16 protein-coding genes are annotated in these 17,185 nt (G+C 47.3%); 6 read left to right on the forward strand and 10 right to left on the reverse strand.

Features of this window, described 5'->3' with window-relative positions; genetic code table 11:
• Positions 1-128: 128 nt before the first annotated feature.
• Positions 129-443, reverse strand: coding sequence for a hypothetical protein (locus QT974_RS14890; RefSeq protein WP_333469244.1), 315 nt, complete (start codon positions 441-443; stop codon positions 129-131).
• 86 nt (positions 444-529) lie between these two features.
• On the opposite strand from QT974_RS14890, the gene proS reads away from it, so the two are divergent.
• Complete coding sequence (gene proS, locus QT974_RS14895; RefSeq protein ID WP_333469245.1) at positions 530-2,335, forward strand: proline--tRNA ligase; 1,806 nt, start codon at positions 530-532, stop codon at positions 2,333-2,335.
• A 322-nt stretch (positions 2,336-2,657) separates the two neighbouring features.
• On the opposite strand, the gene rpsF is transcribed toward proS, so the two are convergent.
• Positions 2,658-2,993, reverse strand: coding sequence for a 30S ribosomal protein S6 (rpsF, locus tag QT974_RS14900; protein WP_293146945.1), 336 nt, complete (start codon positions 2,991-2,993; stop codon positions 2,658-2,660).
• A 147-nt stretch (positions 2,994-3,140) separates the two neighbouring features.
• Between rpsF and QT974_RS14905 the strand changes: the two genes are divergently transcribed.
• Both QT974_RS14905 and QT974_RS14910 read left to right on the forward strand, forming a co-directional pair.
• The gene (locus QT974_RS14905) at positions 3,141-3,926 is read left to right on the forward strand and encodes a carbohydrate ABC transporter permease (RefSeq protein WP_442933182.1); all 786 of its coding nucleotides are present in this window, start codon (positions 3,141-3,143) and stop codon (positions 3,924-3,926) included.
• Between the two features lie 220 nt (positions 3,927-4,146).
• Entirely contained in the window at positions 4,147-4,623 is a 477-nt protein-coding gene (locus QT974_RS14910) for a nuclear transport factor 2 family protein (protein ID WP_333469247.1), read from the forward strand.
• 296 nt (positions 4,624-4,919) lie between these two features.
• Here QT974_RS14910 and QT974_RS14915 read toward each other — a convergent pair whose 3' ends face one another.
• From QT974_RS14915 to QT974_RS14940, 6 genes are all read right to left on the reverse strand, one after another.
• Positions 4,920-7,448 carry an HD family phosphohydrolase gene (locus QT974_RS14915; protein ID WP_442933183.1) on the reverse strand — a complete coding sequence of 843 codons (2,529 nt, stop codon included), beginning with the start codon at positions 7,446-7,448 and terminating at the stop codon, positions 4,920-4,922.
• A gap of 524 nt (positions 7,449-7,972) precedes the next feature.
• A complete protein-coding gene (locus QT974_RS14920; protein WP_333469249.1) occupies positions 7,973-9,121 on the reverse strand; it encodes an ADP-ribosylglycohydrolase family protein in 1,149 nt (382 codons plus the stop codon).
• Positions 9,122-9,611: 490 nt separating this feature from the next.
• Positions 9,612-10,052: a type II 3-dehydroquinate dehydratase gene (aroQ, locus tag QT974_RS14925; protein ID WP_333469250.1), complete on the reverse strand. Its 441-nt coding sequence runs from the start codon at positions 10,050-10,052 to the stop codon at positions 9,612-9,614.
• A gap of 112 nt (positions 10,053-10,164) precedes the next feature.
• On the reverse strand, positions 10,165-10,302 hold the full coding sequence (locus QT974_RS14930) for a hypothetical protein (protein ID WP_293178014.1): 138 nt from the start codon (positions 10,300-10,302) through the stop codon (positions 10,165-10,167).
• Positions 10,303-10,613: 311 nt separating this feature from the next.
• Positions 10,614-11,867, reverse strand: coding sequence for a competence/damage-inducible protein A (locus QT974_RS14935; RefSeq protein ID WP_333469251.1), 1,254 nt, complete (start codon positions 11,865-11,867; stop codon positions 10,614-10,616).
• A gap of 216 nt (positions 11,868-12,083) precedes the next feature.
• Positions 12,084-13,139 (reverse strand): glycosyltransferase family 4 protein, encoded by a 1,056-nt coding sequence (locus tag QT974_RS14940; RefSeq protein ID WP_333469252.1) that lies wholly within the window; start codon positions 13,137-13,139, stop codon positions 12,084-12,086.
• A 200-nt stretch (positions 13,140-13,339) separates the two neighbouring features.
• Here QT974_RS14940 and QT974_RS14945 point away from each other — a divergent pair, with 200 nt between their 5' ends.
• Positions 13,340-13,489, forward strand: a complete 150-nt coding sequence (locus QT974_RS14945) for a hypothetical protein (protein ID WP_333469253.1) — start codon at positions 13,340-13,342, stop codon at positions 13,487-13,489.
• Between the two features lie 237 nt (positions 13,490-13,726).
• Here QT974_RS14945 and glyA read toward each other — a convergent pair whose 3' ends face one another.
• Positions 13,727-15,010, reverse strand: coding sequence for a serine hydroxymethyltransferase (glyA, locus tag QT974_RS14950; protein ID WP_333469254.1), 1,284 nt, complete (start codon positions 15,008-15,010; stop codon positions 13,727-13,729).
• A gap of 168 nt (positions 15,011-15,178) precedes the next feature.
• On the opposite strand from glyA, the gene QT974_RS14955 reads away from it, so the two are divergent.
• Both QT974_RS14955 and QT974_RS14960 read left to right on the forward strand, forming a co-directional pair.
• The gene (locus QT974_RS14955; protein ID WP_333469255.1) at positions 15,179-15,376 is read left to right on the forward strand and encodes a hypothetical protein; all 198 of its coding nucleotides are present in this window, start codon (positions 15,179-15,181) and stop codon (positions 15,374-15,376) included.
• Positions 15,377-15,605: 229 nt separating this feature from the next.
• Positions 15,606-16,079, forward strand: coding sequence for a Tic20 family protein (locus QT974_RS14960; RefSeq protein WP_333469256.1), 474 nt, complete (start codon positions 15,606-15,608; stop codon positions 16,077-16,079).
• Between the two features lie 118 nt (positions 16,080-16,197).
• On the opposite strand, the gene QT974_RS14965 is transcribed toward QT974_RS14960, so the two are convergent.
• Positions 16,198-16,974: a fumarylacetoacetate hydrolase family protein gene (locus QT974_RS14965; RefSeq protein WP_333469257.1), complete on the reverse strand. Its 777-nt coding sequence runs from the start codon at positions 16,972-16,974 to the stop codon at positions 16,198-16,200.
• Positions 16,975-17,185: the final 211 nt, after the last annotated feature.

Raw genomic sequence — 17,185 nt, forward strand, 5'->3', positions numbered from 1 at the left:
ACTGCGGTCATGCTTCGCCCCTACAAACATATTTGCCTTGCGCCAGATGCACCCACTCTCAACTATCAACTATCAACTGTCAACTATCAACTATCAACTGTCAACTGTCAACTGTCAACTGTCCACTGTCAACCGTCAACTGTCAACTGTTTGCAGCATTTACCCTCACAGTTGCGCCGGCTGCGAATACAGCCGTACTCCTCAAAACGTTCGCTGTGTTTGCGAACAGTAGGATAGGCTACCAGATGTAAAGGAATTCCGATTAGTTTGTACAGCAATCGACCAGCAGCATGAAGAATATCCCAAATTTCGCTTAAGTTAGGTTCTCGCACGAATTCTCCAATTTCATCTTGTAATGCAATCCACTGAGATTGCAGAGTAGGATGGTGACAATTATCAAATGCTGTCATACCTTTTTGATAATTTTCCCAAAGTTTATTCATAGATTTAATCAAATCTGGCTGAGTTCTGATAATATCAGAAGTTAATCTGAGATGACAATTATCCGGTATTTTAAGGAAATCAGCCAATGCGACTCTCTCAAATGCTTTTCGTCACCCTGCGGGAAGACCCCGCAGAAGCAGAAATCCCCAGCCACAAACTATTACTCCGTGCTGGATACATCCGACGCATCGGTAGCGGTATTTACGCTTATCTCCCTTTGATGTGGCGAGTTCTCAAAAAAGTATCCCAAATTGTGCGCGAAGAAATGGACGCTACCGGCGCTCAAGAATGTCTCCTCCCGCAACTGCAACCGGCCGATTTGTGGCGGGAATCGGGCCGCTGGGATACCTACACTCAAGCTGAAGGTATTATGTTTGCTATGACTGACAGGCAGCAGCGAGAAGTGGGACTGGGCCCGACTCACGAAGAGGTAATTACTACAATTGCTAAGGATATGATTCGTTCTTATCGGCAATTACCTGTACATCTCTATCAAATTCAAACTAAGTTTCGCGATGAAATTCGCCCGCGTTTTGGGTTGATGCGCGGTCGTGAATTTATTATGAAAGATGGCTATTCTTTCCACACTAGCGAAGAAAGCTTGAAGAAAACTTATCAGGATATGGCTGAAGCTTACAGCAATATACTGCGCCGATCGGGCTTGGAATTCCGAGCGGTAGATGCTGATTCTGGTGCGATTGGTGGCTCTGGTTCTCAAGAGTTTATGGTGCTGGCAGAAGCGGGGGAGGATGAAGTTCTCTACACTGAAGACGGTCAGTATGCTGCTAATGTGGAGAAGGCTGTGTCGATGCCTGCTGATGCCCAAGCTTCGCCTTTTGCAAGTTTTGAAAAGCGGGAAACGCCGGGAACTGAAACAATTGCTAAACTTTGCAAGTTTTTGAAGTGTTCTCCGACGCAAGTTGTCAAAAATGTGCTTTATCAGGCTGTTTACGATAATGGCATCACAGTCTTGGTGTTGGTAAGCATTCGCGGCGACCAAGATGTGAATCAGGTAAAGTTGCTGAATGAATTGACAAAGTTAGCTGGGAATTATCAAGCTAAAACTGTTTTGTTTTTGACGGTTCCTGATGCGGAAGCTCAAAGAAAATGGGCGGCTAAATCTTTGCCTCTGGGTTATATGGCTCCGGATGTTGCTGATGATTATATCGCTGGGAGCAAGCAGGTTAATTCTAAGTTTTTGCGTTTGGTCGATCGCACCGCAGTTGACCTAACAAACTTTGTCACTGGTTCTAACGAGTCAGGATACCACGTGGTCGGCGCCAATTGGGGTAAAGAATTTACGCTACCAGCAATGGTTGTGGGCGTCAGAACTGCTAAGGGGGGCGATCGGGCGGTGCACAACCCCGAACAAACTTTGCAAAGTGCCCGAGGCATCGAAGTCGGCCACATCTTCCAATTAGGCACCACATACTCGCAAGCCATGGGCGCCACCTACACCAGCGAACAAGGCGAAGAAAAGCCCTTTATCATGGGCTGCTACGGCGTCGGCGTGTCGCGGCTGGCTCAATCTGCGGTAGAACAATCCTACGACAAAGACGGGATCATCTGGCCAGTGGCGATCGCCCCGTATCACGCCATCATTAGCATCCCCAATATTAAAGACGCCCAACAAGTAGAAGTCGCCGAAAAACTCTACAATGAACTCAACCAATCCGGCATTGAAACCTTACTAGATGACCGCGACGAACGAGCAGGAGTTAAATTCAAAGATGCCGATTTAATTGGCATTCCCTATCGAATTGTGACTGGTCGTTCCCTGAATACAGGCAAAGTCGAAGTCGTGGAAAGAGCAACCCACAAAGCACATGAAATTCTGATTGAGGAAGTCAATTCTACTTTAAAACAGTGGATTGATGCCGCCATCAAATAAGTTTTTGTAACGGTAATACCAATTTAATGTGAAGTTGCATATATCTCGATCCCCTAAATTCCCCTGGTGGGAGGGGGACTTTGACCGGAATCTTGTCCCCCCCTTATTAAGGGGGGCTAGGGGGGATCTGGCTTTATCTAAACCGTATTGCTTGATAAATCGCGTTTTTATCCGAGGCTTCTTCCCCCTAAATCCCCCGATCGAAGGGGGACTTTGACAACTCTCTTGTCCCCCCCTTGTTAAGGGGGGCTAGGGGGGAAGAAGCCTAATCATCAAACATTAGATCCGTACTACATTTGACGTTAAGTCAACAACACGATTTCTAAGCAGCAGCTTCTTCTTCGGCTTCAGCTTCCGGTGCATCTGGGACATCTTGCTTGATCGTCAAATAGCGAATCACCTCTTCGCTCAGACGCATCGCGCGTTCCATAGGAAAAATTGCAGCGCCCGGAGCTGTATAGTTCATTTGAACGTATACCCCGTCGCGGTGCTTGCCGATTTCGTAAGCCAAGCGACGCTTGCCGCGGTGCTGAGTTTCGATATTTTCAGCACCTTGATCGCGCAAAATTGTTTGATATTTGGCGATCGCCTGGTCAGTCATTTCTTCACCCAAATCAGGGCGCAGAATGTACATTGTTTCGTAAATAAACGGTTTCATGGCAATAATTCCCTTATGGACAACAAGGCTTCTGATGAAGCAAGGACTTATCATCATATACCAACTATGAACAATCTCAAAACTAAAAAATCAAATTCCCCAAACCGCAGTCGATCGCCGTGGAGTACCCTGTGGACATACAGTATCATGGGGGCGATCGGACTTTTAATGCTCTTCCCCTTGCTGTGGCTGCTCAGTACCTCCCTGAAATCCCCCAGCGAAAACATCTTTCAATATCCCCCGCAACTGTGGCCGCAACAGCCAACCCTCGAAAACTTCATCAAAGTCTGGCAAACCAACCCCTTCGGGCGCTACCTGTTCAACAGCACCCTGATTGCAGGCCTCACAGTCAGCATCAACGTTTTGTTTTGCGCGCTGGCGGCTTACCCATTAGCCCGACTCAACTTTCGCGGCCGCGAAGCCATTTTAATTACGATTATTTCCACGATCATGATACCCTTCCAAATAGTCATGATTCCGCTGTACATTTTGACTGTACAACTCGGATTAAAAAATAGCTATTTAGGCGTAATATTTCCCGGACTAGCCTCAGCCTTCGGCATATTTTTATTGCGGCAAGCATTTCTAGCAGTTCCCAAGGAATTAGAAGAAGCCGCCCGCATCGACGGCTGCACCGAATTAGGCATTTGGTGGCACGTGATGATTCCCGCAATTCAGCCAGCTTTAGTTACTTTAGGGATTTTTGTATTTATCGGTTCTTGGAGTGACTTTTTGTGGCCGCTGCTTGTTTTAGACAGGCCGGAATATTACACGTTACCTTTAGGCGTTGCCAATTTAGCCGGGACATTTTCTTTAGATTGGCGTTTGGTGGCGGCGGGTTCGATTATTTCGATAATTCCGGTTTTAGGGCTGTTCTTGCTGTTGCAAAAATACATTGTGCCGACAGAAGCGGCCGCCGGGGTGAAAGGATAGAAGAAGTTCGGCAACGGATTGTGTAACGGATGTAACGGATTGAAGAAATAAAACGCACAGGTTTTTGTGATTTTTTAATTGCTAACCGTGCTGGCAGTTGCTATAATCGAGAATCAGGCTCAACCCAAAATTAATCTGCGTTTATCCGCGTCGATCTGCGGTTTTAAAACTGTTAAACTAAAAACTAAAAACTTCCCTCAAGTAGCCAAGGTTATTTGCGATGTATGAACTGCCAGAAATCCGATCGATTGTTGAGCGCGCTGCTGTCATAGATGCGATCGTAGCATTCGCCAATGCGATCGATGCCAAAGACTGGCAAAAATTGCGATCGCACCTAGCCGACGAAATAGATATCGACTATAAGGAATTTAGGGGTGAAACTCCCAGACGAATAACCGCAGAAGAATACATAAAACAGCGAGTAGAGGGACTTGCAGGTTTGCGAACGCTGCACGTCAGCACCAATCATGAATTGACTATTCATAACAATACAGCCAAATGTCAGTCTGCATACCAAATTTATCGACTTGACCCCAGTCGCGAAGCAGGACAAAATCGGCTGGATACAGCAGGAAACTATTTTCACTCTTTGATTCAAACAACAGACGGACATTGGCTGATTGACGGAATCAAGCAAACCGTGGTGATTGTTACCGGCAATCCTCAGGTTCACGGTGCGCTGCGCGGTACATCTTAAACCCTTTTAAATTTTAGATTGTAGATTTAGGGATTGGGATGATTTAACCTTAAATAGGTTAGTAGTGAGGACTTCAGTCCGCATAAAATCAGAAGAATGAAGTCCTCACTACGAAACTAATAACGGTATTTTTACGATATTTTTACCATAAAATATAGCGGTTCTCAAAAAAGTGAGGTATGCCCGATGCCCGATGCCCGATGCCCGATGCCCTATGCCCTATGCCCTATGCCCAGTCGTACCTCATATGAAAGCTCGAAAGGCTATATCTCTCCTTAAATCTAACTCAAAAATCTCTACCTCGGAGTAAAAACCGCACTAGGATAAGCAATCCGCTTGTGATTGAACTGTTCCCAAACCCGCACAAAAATCTCCGCAATTAAAGACATATCCTCCCGAGTCAAACCCGAATCTAGCAACTGATTATCCTGCCAGCGAGCCCGCAAAATCCGATTGACCATATTCAAAGCTTCCTCATGAGTGGCATCCTTGAGCGATCGCAAAGCAGCCTCACAAGAATCCGCCAACATCAAAATTCCAGTTTCCCGCGACTGCGGAATCGGCCCGTCGTAGCGAAAATCCTGCTCCCTCACTTCCCGGGTTTCGATTGCTAACTTTGAATTATCCGCATCGGCCAAAGTAATATTTAAATTTTCAGGTTCTTTTACAGCAATTTGCTGCGCTTGATGGTAGAAATAAGCAATTAACATTGTGCCTTGATGTTCAGGAATAAACGCCTGAATTGCCTTCGGCAATCGATGCTTCCGTGCCATTACTAACCCTTCGCTAACGTGCTTTTTAATAATTTCGGCGCTCGTCCAAGGGTTATTAATTTCATCGTGTTTGTTGCCCCCACCCATTTGATTTTCGCAAAATCCGCTTGGGTCGTGCATTTTTCCAATATCGTGGTATAGCGTACCAGCTCTGACTAACTCAACATTGCAGCCGAGCTCCCTCGCCGCAGCCTCCGCCAAACTAGCCACAAATAGCGTGTGCTGAAAAGTCCCCGGAGCCTCGGCAGCCAACTTCTTTAACAGCGGGCGGTTGGGATTGGCAAGTTCCGCCAGCCGGATCGGGGTAATCAAGTCGAAAACGTGTTCTAAATAAGGGCTGATGCCGATCGCTACCACGCTCCAAGCCAAACCGGCCAAACTTTGACAGCCCACCGTACCGAGTACGACGTACCAAATCGCACCGGCAGCAGCGCTAGCAATCAAAGTCCCCACCAGATAGACGCTGCCCTGAGTCAAGCCGACAGCCACGCCCAACAGAGCCAATTCCTCGCGCGATCGCAATCTTCCGGCCATAAAAGCGCCCAACAATCCCCCCGCCGCGCTAGCCACCAAATGAATCAACTCTATATCCAAGCCAATGGGTAGCAGCGCCGACAGCAGCCCCACCACAGTCACTCCCACCGCCGAACCGTAGAAGCCGCCTGCTAAAATCCCGATCGCGGGTAAAGTCGTCCAAGGCAGGCCCAAACTCACCAGCACCGGCGCGCTCAACGTCAGCAGCAGCAACAGCAAATGATCTCTCCGGCGCAAGCGGTAGTGCCTTTCTACCAGCAGGACGATCGCAATTGCCCCCCCGACTAAACAAACAAAACCCGCCAGCCCCAGCCAGTTCACCCCGCGCCTGCTCAAACCAAAATAGTCGAGCAACACGAAATCTTTCTGGGAGATTACTGTTCCTTCTGCGACAATAGTCTCGCCCTTTTCTACGACGATCGTTACCGGTTTCACCTTTTGCGCAGCCAATTCAGCTAGCTGTTTGGTTTCTTCGGGATCTCTCACCAGATTTGGCTGCAAAATTGCACTTAAACCCTCAACCGCCAAAGCTTGGGACTCTAACGGTACTTCGTCTGCGACTTGCAGCTTCACAGCTTCTTTCAAAATCTCTTTTGGCAATCCCTGGGGGATACCTTGAGCTAGCATCCTTTTGGCGGCGCGACTCATACCTGTTTGAGTTTTCTCCCAGGCTGCATCGGACAATTCAAACAACGAAGCATCGTAAATCTGTTGCACCCCAGAAACTGACGGTTTAGAGAGCGCTTCGACAGCATTGAGATAACGCTGGCGAGCTTGCGAAATGCTGTTTGTCAGGCTTTGAAAATCTGCTGCTGAGACCGATCGGCTGTAAGCTTGCAATTGGGCAATCACATCTTGCTGAGACTGGTTATCTGTCGGTGCAGTTTTGGGGGAATCCAAACTCAACCGCTCGGAAGTTGGGCTGCTGTCCCCCGCCTGTGCCAAAATCGATCGCCACTCCCACTCCGGACACCCCCGCAAGTAAACCTGAGCCGCATTGGAGAGCGCCGAGGGCGTCGCCAATGGAAACGAGCCTGCTGAGTTCCGCAGTTCGCTTCCCTGTTGCAAAAATTGTTGCAATGTTCGAGCAATTTGTCGATCGGCAGCTCGATCGAGCATTAATATCGCTACAGCCCCAATCCGAGCTGAGGAACGCTGTTCTTCAGTAGTTTTGCGATCGGGGATACTAACACTAAAAGGAGCCTGAATCGTCTGAGGAGCTTTTGTCCCCACATCCAGTTTTGGCTGGTTGTAGAAACGGTGGCCCAGAGTGCTGCTGAGGGAAACTACCGCTACGACGGCCAACATCGGGGAACGAGCTTGATTTTTGAGGCTGGATTTTGAAGTTTTACTTCTAAATCTCGTAAAAGTCTCGGGCAAATCCCATTTCTTGACCGACAAACGTCCAAGAAATAGCCCACCAGGGCGATCGGGATTTGCCTTGCTGCCGCCATTTTGCACTTTAGCAATATGTTGGCGCAGTGAGCGCGCAGCCCCTAGCTGCTCAATCTGCCGCATCAATGAGGAGAGCGTATTCATTTATGTCGAAGATATATCACTGTTATCCAGCAGCTTTGTCAGAAATTCTGACTGTGCATCTTTGATTGAGTTTATCCGAACTACCGTACCTGAATCTTCAAAACAAGCAGGGTATTTTACCAGAATCTCGCCAGCAGTTGGTTTTTTTGTTTCGGTTGTCCACCATTAACCGGAGTCGTCCCAGCCAGGGCTAGAAACCCTGTTTCTCGGTAGTTCCTCGTTTTCCGAGCCAGTATTCTGGTATAAACCAGGTTTTTTTGCAAACAAGTCAGATTAAATTTTTACTTTTTAATCTTTAATTGTCACTTTCCTCGCGCTTTCGCTTTTGATACCATATCCCAGAATAATCCAACTGTAAGCCAGTCCTTCCAACCCATATCCAGTAAGTCATTCCTCATCCACAATCTAAAATCTAAAATCTAAAATGGCATGACTTGTTAATTGTGATGGCTAATTTGTGAGTCCTAATTTATAGTTTTCCCTCCTGTTAAAAGTTCAAAACTTTATATGTTACGATGTCTAATGACATAAGGTGCAGCGACCGATCGCGCCACGGCTGCGCAGTCCAGGCCGCCCGAAAATTTGTAAACTCCCGCCCAAACAGCAAACAGGTTACTTGCTAGCTCCACAATTTTTGCATCGCTGCCTGTTCCCCATAGCGAGGGTTCTCGCCCCTCGGTTAGTTGGAGCGATTCAACAACGGGGGAAAAAACCTTTCGCCATTCTACAGGAATCGCAGCAGCCCCGTTATAGGCTCCAGACAAAGCTCCCGTCAAAGCGCAGGTGAGTTGTCCGGCTATCCCGCAGCGGGCCGCCCGCACTACTGACAAGCGCCAGTCTTCTGGGGTGTTCAAGAAGCAGTAGAAAGCTAGGGCTATGGGAATAAAATTTCCCGGGTTTACCATTGACTTAGCTGGGGATTTATGCTCGCCCCCATCCTGTTTTTGTCGCAAAGCTATGGCACTTTTGCGCAGGTGAGTAGTGGCTGTTTCTAAATCAGCTCCCTGTTCTAGTAGTATTTGTACTTGTACCAGCAACTCTGTTAAAGCATTATCTGTTTTTAGGTAGGCAATGGTTTGCTCGATCGCTGTGGCGGGGTCAAGTCTTTGTTTGAGCGATCGGGCGATCGCATATCCTATCCCTAACACTGCTGTTTGCAACTCTGCCTTATTTTCGTTGGGCAAAACATCTGTCGCCAGCATGATTTTATCTCGCAACTTAGCCTTATTTTCGTGAAAAAATATGGCGCACGGTAGCGCAGCCACCGCAGCTTCACAAGGATTAAGCATACTTTGAAACTCAGTGCTTCGGGGATGGTAGATTTCGGACTTGGCAAATGATTCCCAAGTATCCCCCCAATCTTTTACATCTAAACCGTTACACCGAATTAAACTTTGAGCGCAGGCTACCGCAAGTCTCCCGCATTGCGATGAGTGTTTGCCAGTCAGGATTTGGCTGTTGGGGGAATTCAACGCCAACGTTGCCCCACTCAGGGTCAATTGTTGATGTTTCGTAAGTTGTAAAATCGGCTGCAAGTCTTCTGTTTGGGGGGGGATACCCACAAGTTGCCTCTGGTATTGCAGTCCTATAGAGTCTCCTAAAACTGCCCCCAATATCGTTCCTTGAAACTTGCTCAACAGAGAATGCCGCATTTGAATTCAACTCAAGTTGCTAGTAATTAGTCATTGGTCATTGGTCATTGGTTATTGATTATTGGTTATTGGTTATTAGTTATTAGTTATTGGTTATTAGACTTGAATTGCAAAAATCGGAAAACACCCTGAAATTATCTGCGTTTATCTGCGTTTATCTGTCTGACATCTGCGGTTTATGTATCAATCAAAGACTTATGCAATTCAATTCTATTGGTTATTAGTTATTGGTTATTGGTTATTAGTTATTTTTTGCTTCGTCATTATTACCGATTCCCAATTCCCGATTCCCAATTCCCAATTCCCAATTCCCAATTCCCAATTCCCAATTCCCACCCTTCGACTTCGCTCTTCTGGCAAGATTACCAATTACCCATTACCAATTACCAATTCCCCATTCTTGTGATTAATTTAATTTCAACCCAAATATATAAGGGCTGGTTTTCCATCTAAAACCTGCCCTCATCCGATCGCGAAAATCGGTGAAATTTTAATTTTTAATTAGATAACTAACTAGAGCTTGCAGCCCCAGCCGATAACTTTCTGAGCCAAAACCGCTGATTTGCCCGATCGCCACCGCTGCGATATACGAGTGGTGCCGAAAAGCTTCCCGCCGGTAAATATTGCTTAAATGAACTTCCACCGCGGGGATATTCACAGCGGCGATCGCGTCTCTAATTGCCACACTCGTATGAGTATAAGCTCCAGCATTAATCAACAAGCCTTGGTGTTGCCCTAACATCGAGTGAATTGCATCCACCAAAACCCCTTCATGATTCGACTGCTGAATAGAGACTTGCACCTGGAGGGCTTGCGCTTCTCGTTCTAGCAACTCGTTGACATCATGTAAAGTCGCAGAACCATAAACTCCAGGTTCTCGCTGACCCAATAGATTCAGATTAGGGCCGTGAAGTACCAGGATATTTAACAATTTTTAAAATTCCAGCGCAACAAAAATTATGAGAGTTTTAAGTGAGGATTTAGAACCAGTCTTCAGCCTCAAAGCTCAAACCTCAAACCTCAGATTTCAAATCCAGTCCCGACTACCGGCGATGCCTGGGTTGGTTGACTGGAATAGGAATCGGTTCGAGTTCCGGTTGAGCTTCCGGACTCAGCAGTCCTTCTATCAGCTTCCGAACCCATTCTTTAATTTGTTCCAGCACCTTTTCAATGTCTTCCATTGAACGGATAGCTCCTTTTTTATAGTCTAGATTGCTAAACCGACGGCTAAATCACTGAAAATAAGCAAGCACGACTTTGAAACCAAAGGTTAAACTTGCTTTCTCGCTTGCTGGTTGTTTGGAGCAACGCTTTTGAGCAAAGGAGAGAGTCAGTATATTTGCCAATCAGTCCTGTCTTATTATCATAACGAATCTTTACAGATAATCAATAGGCAATTTAAAAATTACTGAAAAATTTGGGTTCGCAGATTATTAAATAAAGCTTAAGCTTACGGATAACTATTGACAATTGACAAAATACTAGATGTTTTCTACGCTTTTGCCAATAATTTACGCCGGAGCCGATCGAGCGCCGTACAGCTACTGAGATGCCGAATCCAATCGCGGCCTCGCCCATCGCCAAAGCGATATTCAAAACTTTCAGCCTCGCCGTTGGGGCCCGCTAAACCGATATAAACCAGTCCGACAGGTTTAGCATCTGTACCGCCTCCTGGCCCGGCGATACCTGTAATGCTCAATCCCCAATCAGTGTTGAGACTCGCGCGCACTCCCGCAGCCATTTGTTTTGCCACTTGGTGGCTGACTGCCCCAAATTCGGCTAAATCTCGGGGATTAACACCTAATAATCTTTCCTTAACCCGATCGTCATAGGAAATTACCCCGCCCAAAAAATATCTCGAACTGCCGGCAACACCGGTCAGCATCGCTCCCAACCCGCCTCCCGTGCAGGATTCAGCCACACTGAGAGTTTCGCCAGCCAACAGCAGCAATTTACCTACTGTCGAGGCGAGGGTATCGGTATCGGCACCGTAACAGTCTAAGCCAGCAATCTGGAGCAACTGTTGTTCGATCGGCTCAATTAACTTTTTAGCAGCAACGGACGACTCAGCCCGGGCCGAAATCCGCAGTTTGACCTCGCCGTGATTGGCGTAGGGAGCCACGGTAGGATTAGTTAAATTTAGAAAACTATCTACTTTTTCCGCGAGTGCCGACTCAGCAATTCCCCAAAATTTCAACGTGCGGCTGCAAATAGTTGAGCTGCACCAACCGCCATTTTTCAAGTAAGGAACGGCGGTTTCTCGCCACATCAAGTGCATTTCCGCCGGCACGCCGGGAAATGTCATCACTGTGACATTGGGAACCGGCTGCCAAATAATCCCCGGTGCAGAACCGGTGCGGTTTGATAGAATGTCCGCACCTTCGGGAATTAAAGCTTGTTTGCGGTTGCTCTTGCTCATGGTGCGTCCCCGCTGAGCAAATTTTTGTTCGATATCGGCGATAATTTCCGGCTTTTCGATCAGGGGAACGCCAAAAAAATCGGCGATTGTTTCGACTGTGAGGTCGTCTGGTGTGGGGCCGAGACCTCCGGTGAAGAGCAAAAGTTGCGATCGACCTATAGCTATTTCTATCACCTGTTTAATGCGATCGGGATTGTCCCCCACCACTGTTTGATAGTAGTGAGGGATGCCCAAACTCGCTAATTCTTTCGCTAAAAACTGGGAATTGCTATTAAGAATATCGCCTAATAGCAATTCAGTGCCAACACAAATAATTTCAGCAACCATTATTCGATTTTAGATTGGGGAATTGGGCATAGGGCATAGGGCATAGGAAATTGGTAATTGGTAATTGGTGATTGGTGATTGGTAATTCTTACTGCCAACTGCTTTCCTGTCAACTAACAACTGTCAACTAACAACTGTCAACTGCTTTCCTGTCAACTAACAACTGTCAACTAACAACTGTCAACTGTCAACTGTCAACTGTCAACTGTCAACTGTCTATCGAGCGTGCCTCCAAACTTTCCAGCTAGCGTATCCCAGCAAACTTGTAGCTCCCATAGCGTAAATTATGCCGCTTGGAACCGAAAAAGCTAGGGCTAAACTTCCTACCCAAAGAGTCAGCGAGTAAATAAATAAAACCGCAAATCTATGGGATAGTCCGGCTTCTAAGAGTCGGTGGTGCAGGTGGCGTTTGTCAGCAATAAAGGGTGATTTGCCGTTACGCAGTCGATCGAGAATCACCGCCGACATATCTAAAATCGGTACAGCTAAAATTAAATATGGCAGTAACACAGAAGTAACAGCCGTAGTTTTAACTAACCCAATTACTCCCACTCCAGCGAGAGTAAACCCGATAAAATAAGCCCCGCCATCTCCCATAAAGATTTGAGCCGGATTGAAGTTGTAGCGCAGAAATCCCAAGGTGCCGCCAGCTAAAGCCGCTGCAATTAGGGCTGCCGCCGGTTGGTGCATCGACAGACTGACAATCAGCATCACAACTGCTGCAATCCCCGAAACTCCGGCTGCTAAACCGTCCAAACCATCAATCCAGTTGATGGCGTTGGCCATGCCGACGAGCCAAATCACGGTAATCGGCAAGCTCAGCCAGCCAAGATCCGTCAGTCCCAAGGAGGGAACTGTGAGAAACTCAATTTGTACGCCCGCGTACCAAGCGATGCTGGATACGCCAATTTGCATGAGCAAGCGTTTGATGGCTGAGAGCGAAAACAAGTCGTCTGCTAAACCGATGAGGAAGAATCCGATGCCGCCGAGGGTGACTCCCCAAACTTGGTATTCGTCTTTGGGATTGAGAACTTGTCCGCTAGCATCGATGAAGCCTCCACAGAGCCAGACAAATAACAGGGCAATCAGAGTGCCGAGAAAGATAGAGACTCCTCCCAAGCGTACCATGGGGCGCTGGTGGACTTTTCGCTCGCCTGGCCGATCGACTCGCCCGCTTTTGAGACCAATTTTTTTAACTATTGGCGTACTCCAGAGGACGATGCTTGCAGAAACCAGAAAAGCTATTACGTGGTACAGATACTGATACGGCATCTGAAATCAATTTTAAATAGTGCGGGGCAATTAGGGTGTCAGGCAGAGTCTACTACATTTGGGATGGCTTGTAACCAAGAAACATCTTTAAGAGCGACTGGGGGTTTGGGAGCCGGAGATTTGCCGGAGTGCAAGTTGCCAGGATGCGAATTGTCCGGTTTTTAAATGATGACTCTCGAATTAATTGTCTTTCAATCGCAATGTCGATCGACTTTTTCGATATTTATACTTGCCAAGCGAGCCGAGTTGAGCGGTATCTTTCGCGATCGACAAATACCGTTAATCAAATCAGCGCCGCTCGACAAATATTTTTAGTAAAAACCGCCTTTCGCGATCGAGATTTTCGATAAAAACCGCTGGTCAAGATCGCAACGAACAACTCTCAATCTTTGCCAGCTCTTTTACTCTTTTACCCCTAAAAATTAGGTCTAAAGCCTCCCCCTAAACGGGGGAAATCAAACAAAATGATTCATTGCTCCAATCCTCTTCTATCGATGGAAGAGGTAGCTGTCAACTGTCAACTGTCAACTGTCAACTGATGAACCGTACACTTCCAACTACCAATTCCCCATTGCCGATCAGGAAAATTAAGCTAATGCCGGCACTTTCAAGAACAAGTGCGGGTATAACGGGAAGCGTGAGCACAGGGCGGCTACTCGGCGCAGGCATTCGGCGGCGACGCTTTCATCTTCGGGATTCAGGAGTCGATCGGCAATAATATTACCAATCTCGGTAAATTCTGCTGTTCCCATGCCTCTTGTGGTCATCGCGGGCGAACCGAGTCTCAAACCGCTGGTGACAAAGGGCGATGCCGGATCGAAAGGCACTGTATTTTTATTAGCAGTAATATTCACACCGCTAACTAATTGGTCGGCTCGCTTGCCTGTCATGTTTGCCGATCGCAAATCAACTAGCATTAAGTGATTGTCGGTGCCGCCGGAAACGAGTTTTAAACCCCGCTGCTGCAACTGTGCCGCTAAAGCCCGTGCATTTTCAATTACTTGACCAGAATAAGTTTTAAATTCAGGCTTTAATGCTTCGCCAAAAGCTACAGCTTTGCCCGCAATCACGTGCTCTAAGGGGCCGCCTTGAGTGCCGGGAAACACTGCTTTGTCGAACTTTTTGCCCAGTTCGGGGTCATTGGTCAAAATCAAGCCGCCGCGGGGGCCGCGCAGGGTTTTGTGAGTGGTGGTGGTGACTGCGTGACAGTGGGCGAGGGGGCTGGGATGGTGGCCTGTGGCGACTAACCCGGCAATGTGGGCGATGTCGGCGAGCAGGTAAGCTCCAATTTCGTCCGCGATCGCTCTAAACTTCTCAAAGTCGATAATTCGCGAATATGCTGAATAGCCGCAAATTAGCAATTTTGGTCGGTTTGCTTTAGCCTGTGCCCGAATTTCGTCGTAGTCGAGCTGTTCTGTTTCTTGGCTGACGCCGTAGTGAAAAGCTTTAAACCATTTACCGGATACATTAACCGGCGAACCGTGAGTCAAGTGTCCGCCGTGGGACAAATCCATGCCCATAATTCCGTCCCCAGGCTCTAGCAAGCTCAAAAATACTGCAAAGTTGGCTTGAGCGCCGGAGTGGGGCTGGACGTTGGCGTGGGCTGCTCCAAACAACTGTTTGGCGCGATCGATCGCAAGTTGCTCGATGCCGTCAATAAATTCGCAGCCGCCGTAGTAGCGTTTCGCTGGCAGCCCTTCGGCGTATTTATTGGTCAGCACTGAGCCTTGAGCTGCCATTACGGCGGAGGAGGTAAAGTTTTCGCTGGCGATCAGTTCTAGGTGATCTCGCTGCCGCTGGAGCTCTTGCCCGATTAAATCGGCAATTAGCGGATCGGTTTTGGAAAGCAAGTCTAAGTTAGTGTCCGTCACAATAATCAACCTCTTGACAATTTTGGGATTGGGAATTGGGGATCTTTTACCCTACTACGAATTTCGCACAATTCAGATAAATATTACGTTGTGTTCAGGTTAAGCCGTTTGTCCCAACCTCCTGACATACAATGAAATTACTGGTGTGAAACCTGCCGGAGGTATCAAATGTTAGTCATTCTAATGGAAAATCAGATGCTTGCCCCTCAGTGTGTTTGCCAAAGTTGTGTGCTCGCCGATCGCACCGGCCAACCGCGCTGGAGCGCTGGAGAGCTTCGCTGCGGTCATCCAGTTGCCAAACCTACGGAAAATTTGCCCGATCGATACGAGTGTCAAATGGGCTTCGTCATTGCCAATATTAAATAATCATCAGGCATGGGGCATCGGCCAAAGAGGGCATCGGGCATCGGCCAAAGAGGGCATCGGCCAAAGAGGGAATGGTGACTGTTGAACCCAACTTGATATAAGTACCCATGAATCTACTCGGCTCTGAGTGCGGGCAAATTCCGGGCGAGTCGGAACGCTTGCCTGCTGCTGCGTTATCCTGAATTTAATGCGAATTGATAGTTTATCGATCGACTCAGGAGAGTTCATTATGACTTGGCGCGGATCTACGACTGTTCCAGACCGGATTTTTGCTTGTTTGCCTTATTTGCTGCCGCTGATTGACGGGCTTGCCTTTGGTAGGTTTCTGTTTACACAGTTTCCTGTCCTGCAACTGTTGTTGATACCGCTATCTCCTTTGATGCAAATTTATAGTTTGCCCTTTGCTAGCTTGGTTATTTTCTTTGCCCTGTATTTAGGAGTAGTTAGAAACGAAAACATCAGTCACTTTATTCGTTTTAATGCGATGCAGGCGATTCTTTTAGACATTGTTTTGATGCTCTGCGGTTTGGTTTTGCCAATTTTTGCAAAAGGCTTCCAAGTCGCATTTATTGCAGAGACTCTGTATAATATGGTGTTTTTAGGCGCTTTAGCTGCATTTTTATATGCCGTGGTTCAATCGGCTTTGGGACGCTATGCAGAGATTCCTCCTATTTCGGACGCTGTTTATATGCAGGTTCGTTAGTCAATTGGCAGTTGGCAGTTGACAGTTGACAGTTAACTGTTGACTGTTGTTAGTGATAATGCCCAATGCCCAATGCCCAATGCCCAATGCCCAATGCCCAATGCCCAATTACCAACAACTAATAACCAATAACCACTGTATTTTCCAGACTACCAATGCCTTCTATTTCAATGCGGACTCGATCGCCTATTTGCAGCGGCCCTACCCCTTGGGGCGTTCCAGTCAGTATCACATCGCCGGGATTTAGGGTCATGATTTGACTGATATAGGAGACGATAAAGTCTGGGGAAAATACCATGCGATCGATCGGGGATGATTGTACAGGTCGATCGCTCCCATTGACAAAAGTCTGCAACTGTGCGGCCGGACTCAATTCGCGGACAATCCAAGGCCCCAAAGGACAAAACGTATCAAACCCTTTCGCCCTCGCCCACTGGTTGTCCCGCTTTTGCAAATCTCTGGCTGTTACATCGTTGGCGATCGTATAGCCCCAAATCTTGCTGTGCGCTTGTTCGGGAGTACAGTTGGTACAATGTTCGCCAATCACCAAGGCCAATTCTCCTTCGTAGTCTACCCTTTCCGACTGCTGCGGATAGCGAATTGCTGCACCTGCTGCGATGACAGCGCTGGGAGGCTTGAAAAACAGCAGCGGTTCTTCCGGTACTGAGCTTCCCATCTCGGCGGCGTGATCGACATAATTTTTGCCGACGGCTAGGATTTTTGAGGGAGAGCACGGGGCGAGAATTTGGTAACTATCTGGTGAAAGTTCCAAATCTGTTGGTTGTCCTTTTAACCAGGGTGGTGCATCAAATACTTGAACGCTGCGGCTAAGTTGCAGCAAACCGTAATGGATGTGTCCTTGTGTTGTTTTAACTCGAACGTAGCGTTGGGCCATACTATTTTAGATTTTGGATTTTAGATTTTAGATTTTAGATTAAACTATACTGACGACTAAAGATGAATCTAGGGATAATATCATGTCTGGTAAAATAACTGTTATAAGTTAGAGCGCTGGGACTTGGGCTCTCTGATTTTTATGAGGACTGAAGTCCAATGGCACTGAAAAAGGCTTAATTACGCTCGCAGTTTAGCTTTCAAGACAGAGC

The sequence above is a fragment of the Microcoleus sp. BM001215392 genome, assembly GCF_036700185.1.
Taxonomy (GTDB): Bacteria; Cyanobacteriota; Cyanobacteriia; order Cyanobacteriales; family Microcoleaceae; genus Microcoleus.

Excerpts from the sequence above, each read along its gene's own strand:
- QT974_RS14920 (WP_333469249.1), bottom strand. The coding sequence starts at position 9,121 with ATGCGGCATTCTCTGTTGAGCAAGTTTCAAGGAACGATATTGGGGGCA.
- QT974_RS14890 (WP_333469244.1), bottom strand. The coding sequence starts at position 443 with ATGAATAAACTTTGGGAAAATTATCAAAAAGGTATGACAGCATTTGAT.
- QT974_RS14965 (WP_333469257.1), bottom strand. The coding sequence starts at position 16,974 with ATGGCCCAACGCTACGTTCGAGTTAAAACAACACAAGGACACATCCAT.
- QT974_RS14935 (WP_333469251.1), bottom strand. The coding sequence starts at position 11,867 with ATGGTTGCTGAAATTATTTGTGTTGGCACTGAATTGCTATTAGGCGAT.
- QT974_RS14910 (WP_333469247.1), top strand. The coding sequence starts at position 4,147 with ATGTATGAACTGCCAGAAATCCGATCGATTGTTGAGCGCGCTGCTGTC.
- proS (WP_333469245.1), top strand. The coding sequence starts at position 530 with ATGCGACTCTCTCAAATGCTTTTCGTCACCCTGCGGGAAGACCCCGCA.
- QT974_RS14960 (WP_333469256.1), top strand. The coding sequence starts at position 15,606 with ATGACTTGGCGCGGATCTACGACTGTTCCAGACCGGATTTTTGCTTGT.
- rpsF (WP_293146945.1), bottom strand. The coding sequence starts at position 2,993 with ATGAAACCGTTTATTTACGAAACAATGTACATTCTGCGCCCTGATTTG.
- QT974_RS14940 (WP_333469252.1), bottom strand. The coding sequence starts at position 13,139 with ATGCCGTATCAGTATCTGTACCACGTAATAGCTTTTCTGGTTTCTGCA.
- QT974_RS14905 (WP_442933182.1), top strand. The coding sequence starts at position 3,141 with ATGGGGGCGATCGGACTTTTAATGCTCTTCCCCTTGCTGTGGCTGCTC.
- QT974_RS14915 (WP_442933183.1), bottom strand. The coding sequence starts at position 7,448 with ATGCGGCAGATTGAGCAGCTAGGGGCTGCGCGCTCACTGCGCCAACAT.
- QT974_RS14930 (WP_293178014.1), bottom strand. The coding sequence starts at position 10,302 with ATGGAAGACATTGAAAAGGTGCTGGAACAAATTAAAGAATGGGTTCGG.
- QT974_RS14955 (WP_333469255.1), top strand. The coding sequence starts at position 15,179 with ATGTTAGTCATTCTAATGGAAAATCAGATGCTTGCCCCTCAGTGTGTT.
- QT974_RS14945 (WP_333469253.1), top strand. The coding sequence starts at position 13,340 with ATGTCGATCGACTTTTTCGATATTTATACTTGCCAAGCGAGCCGAGTT.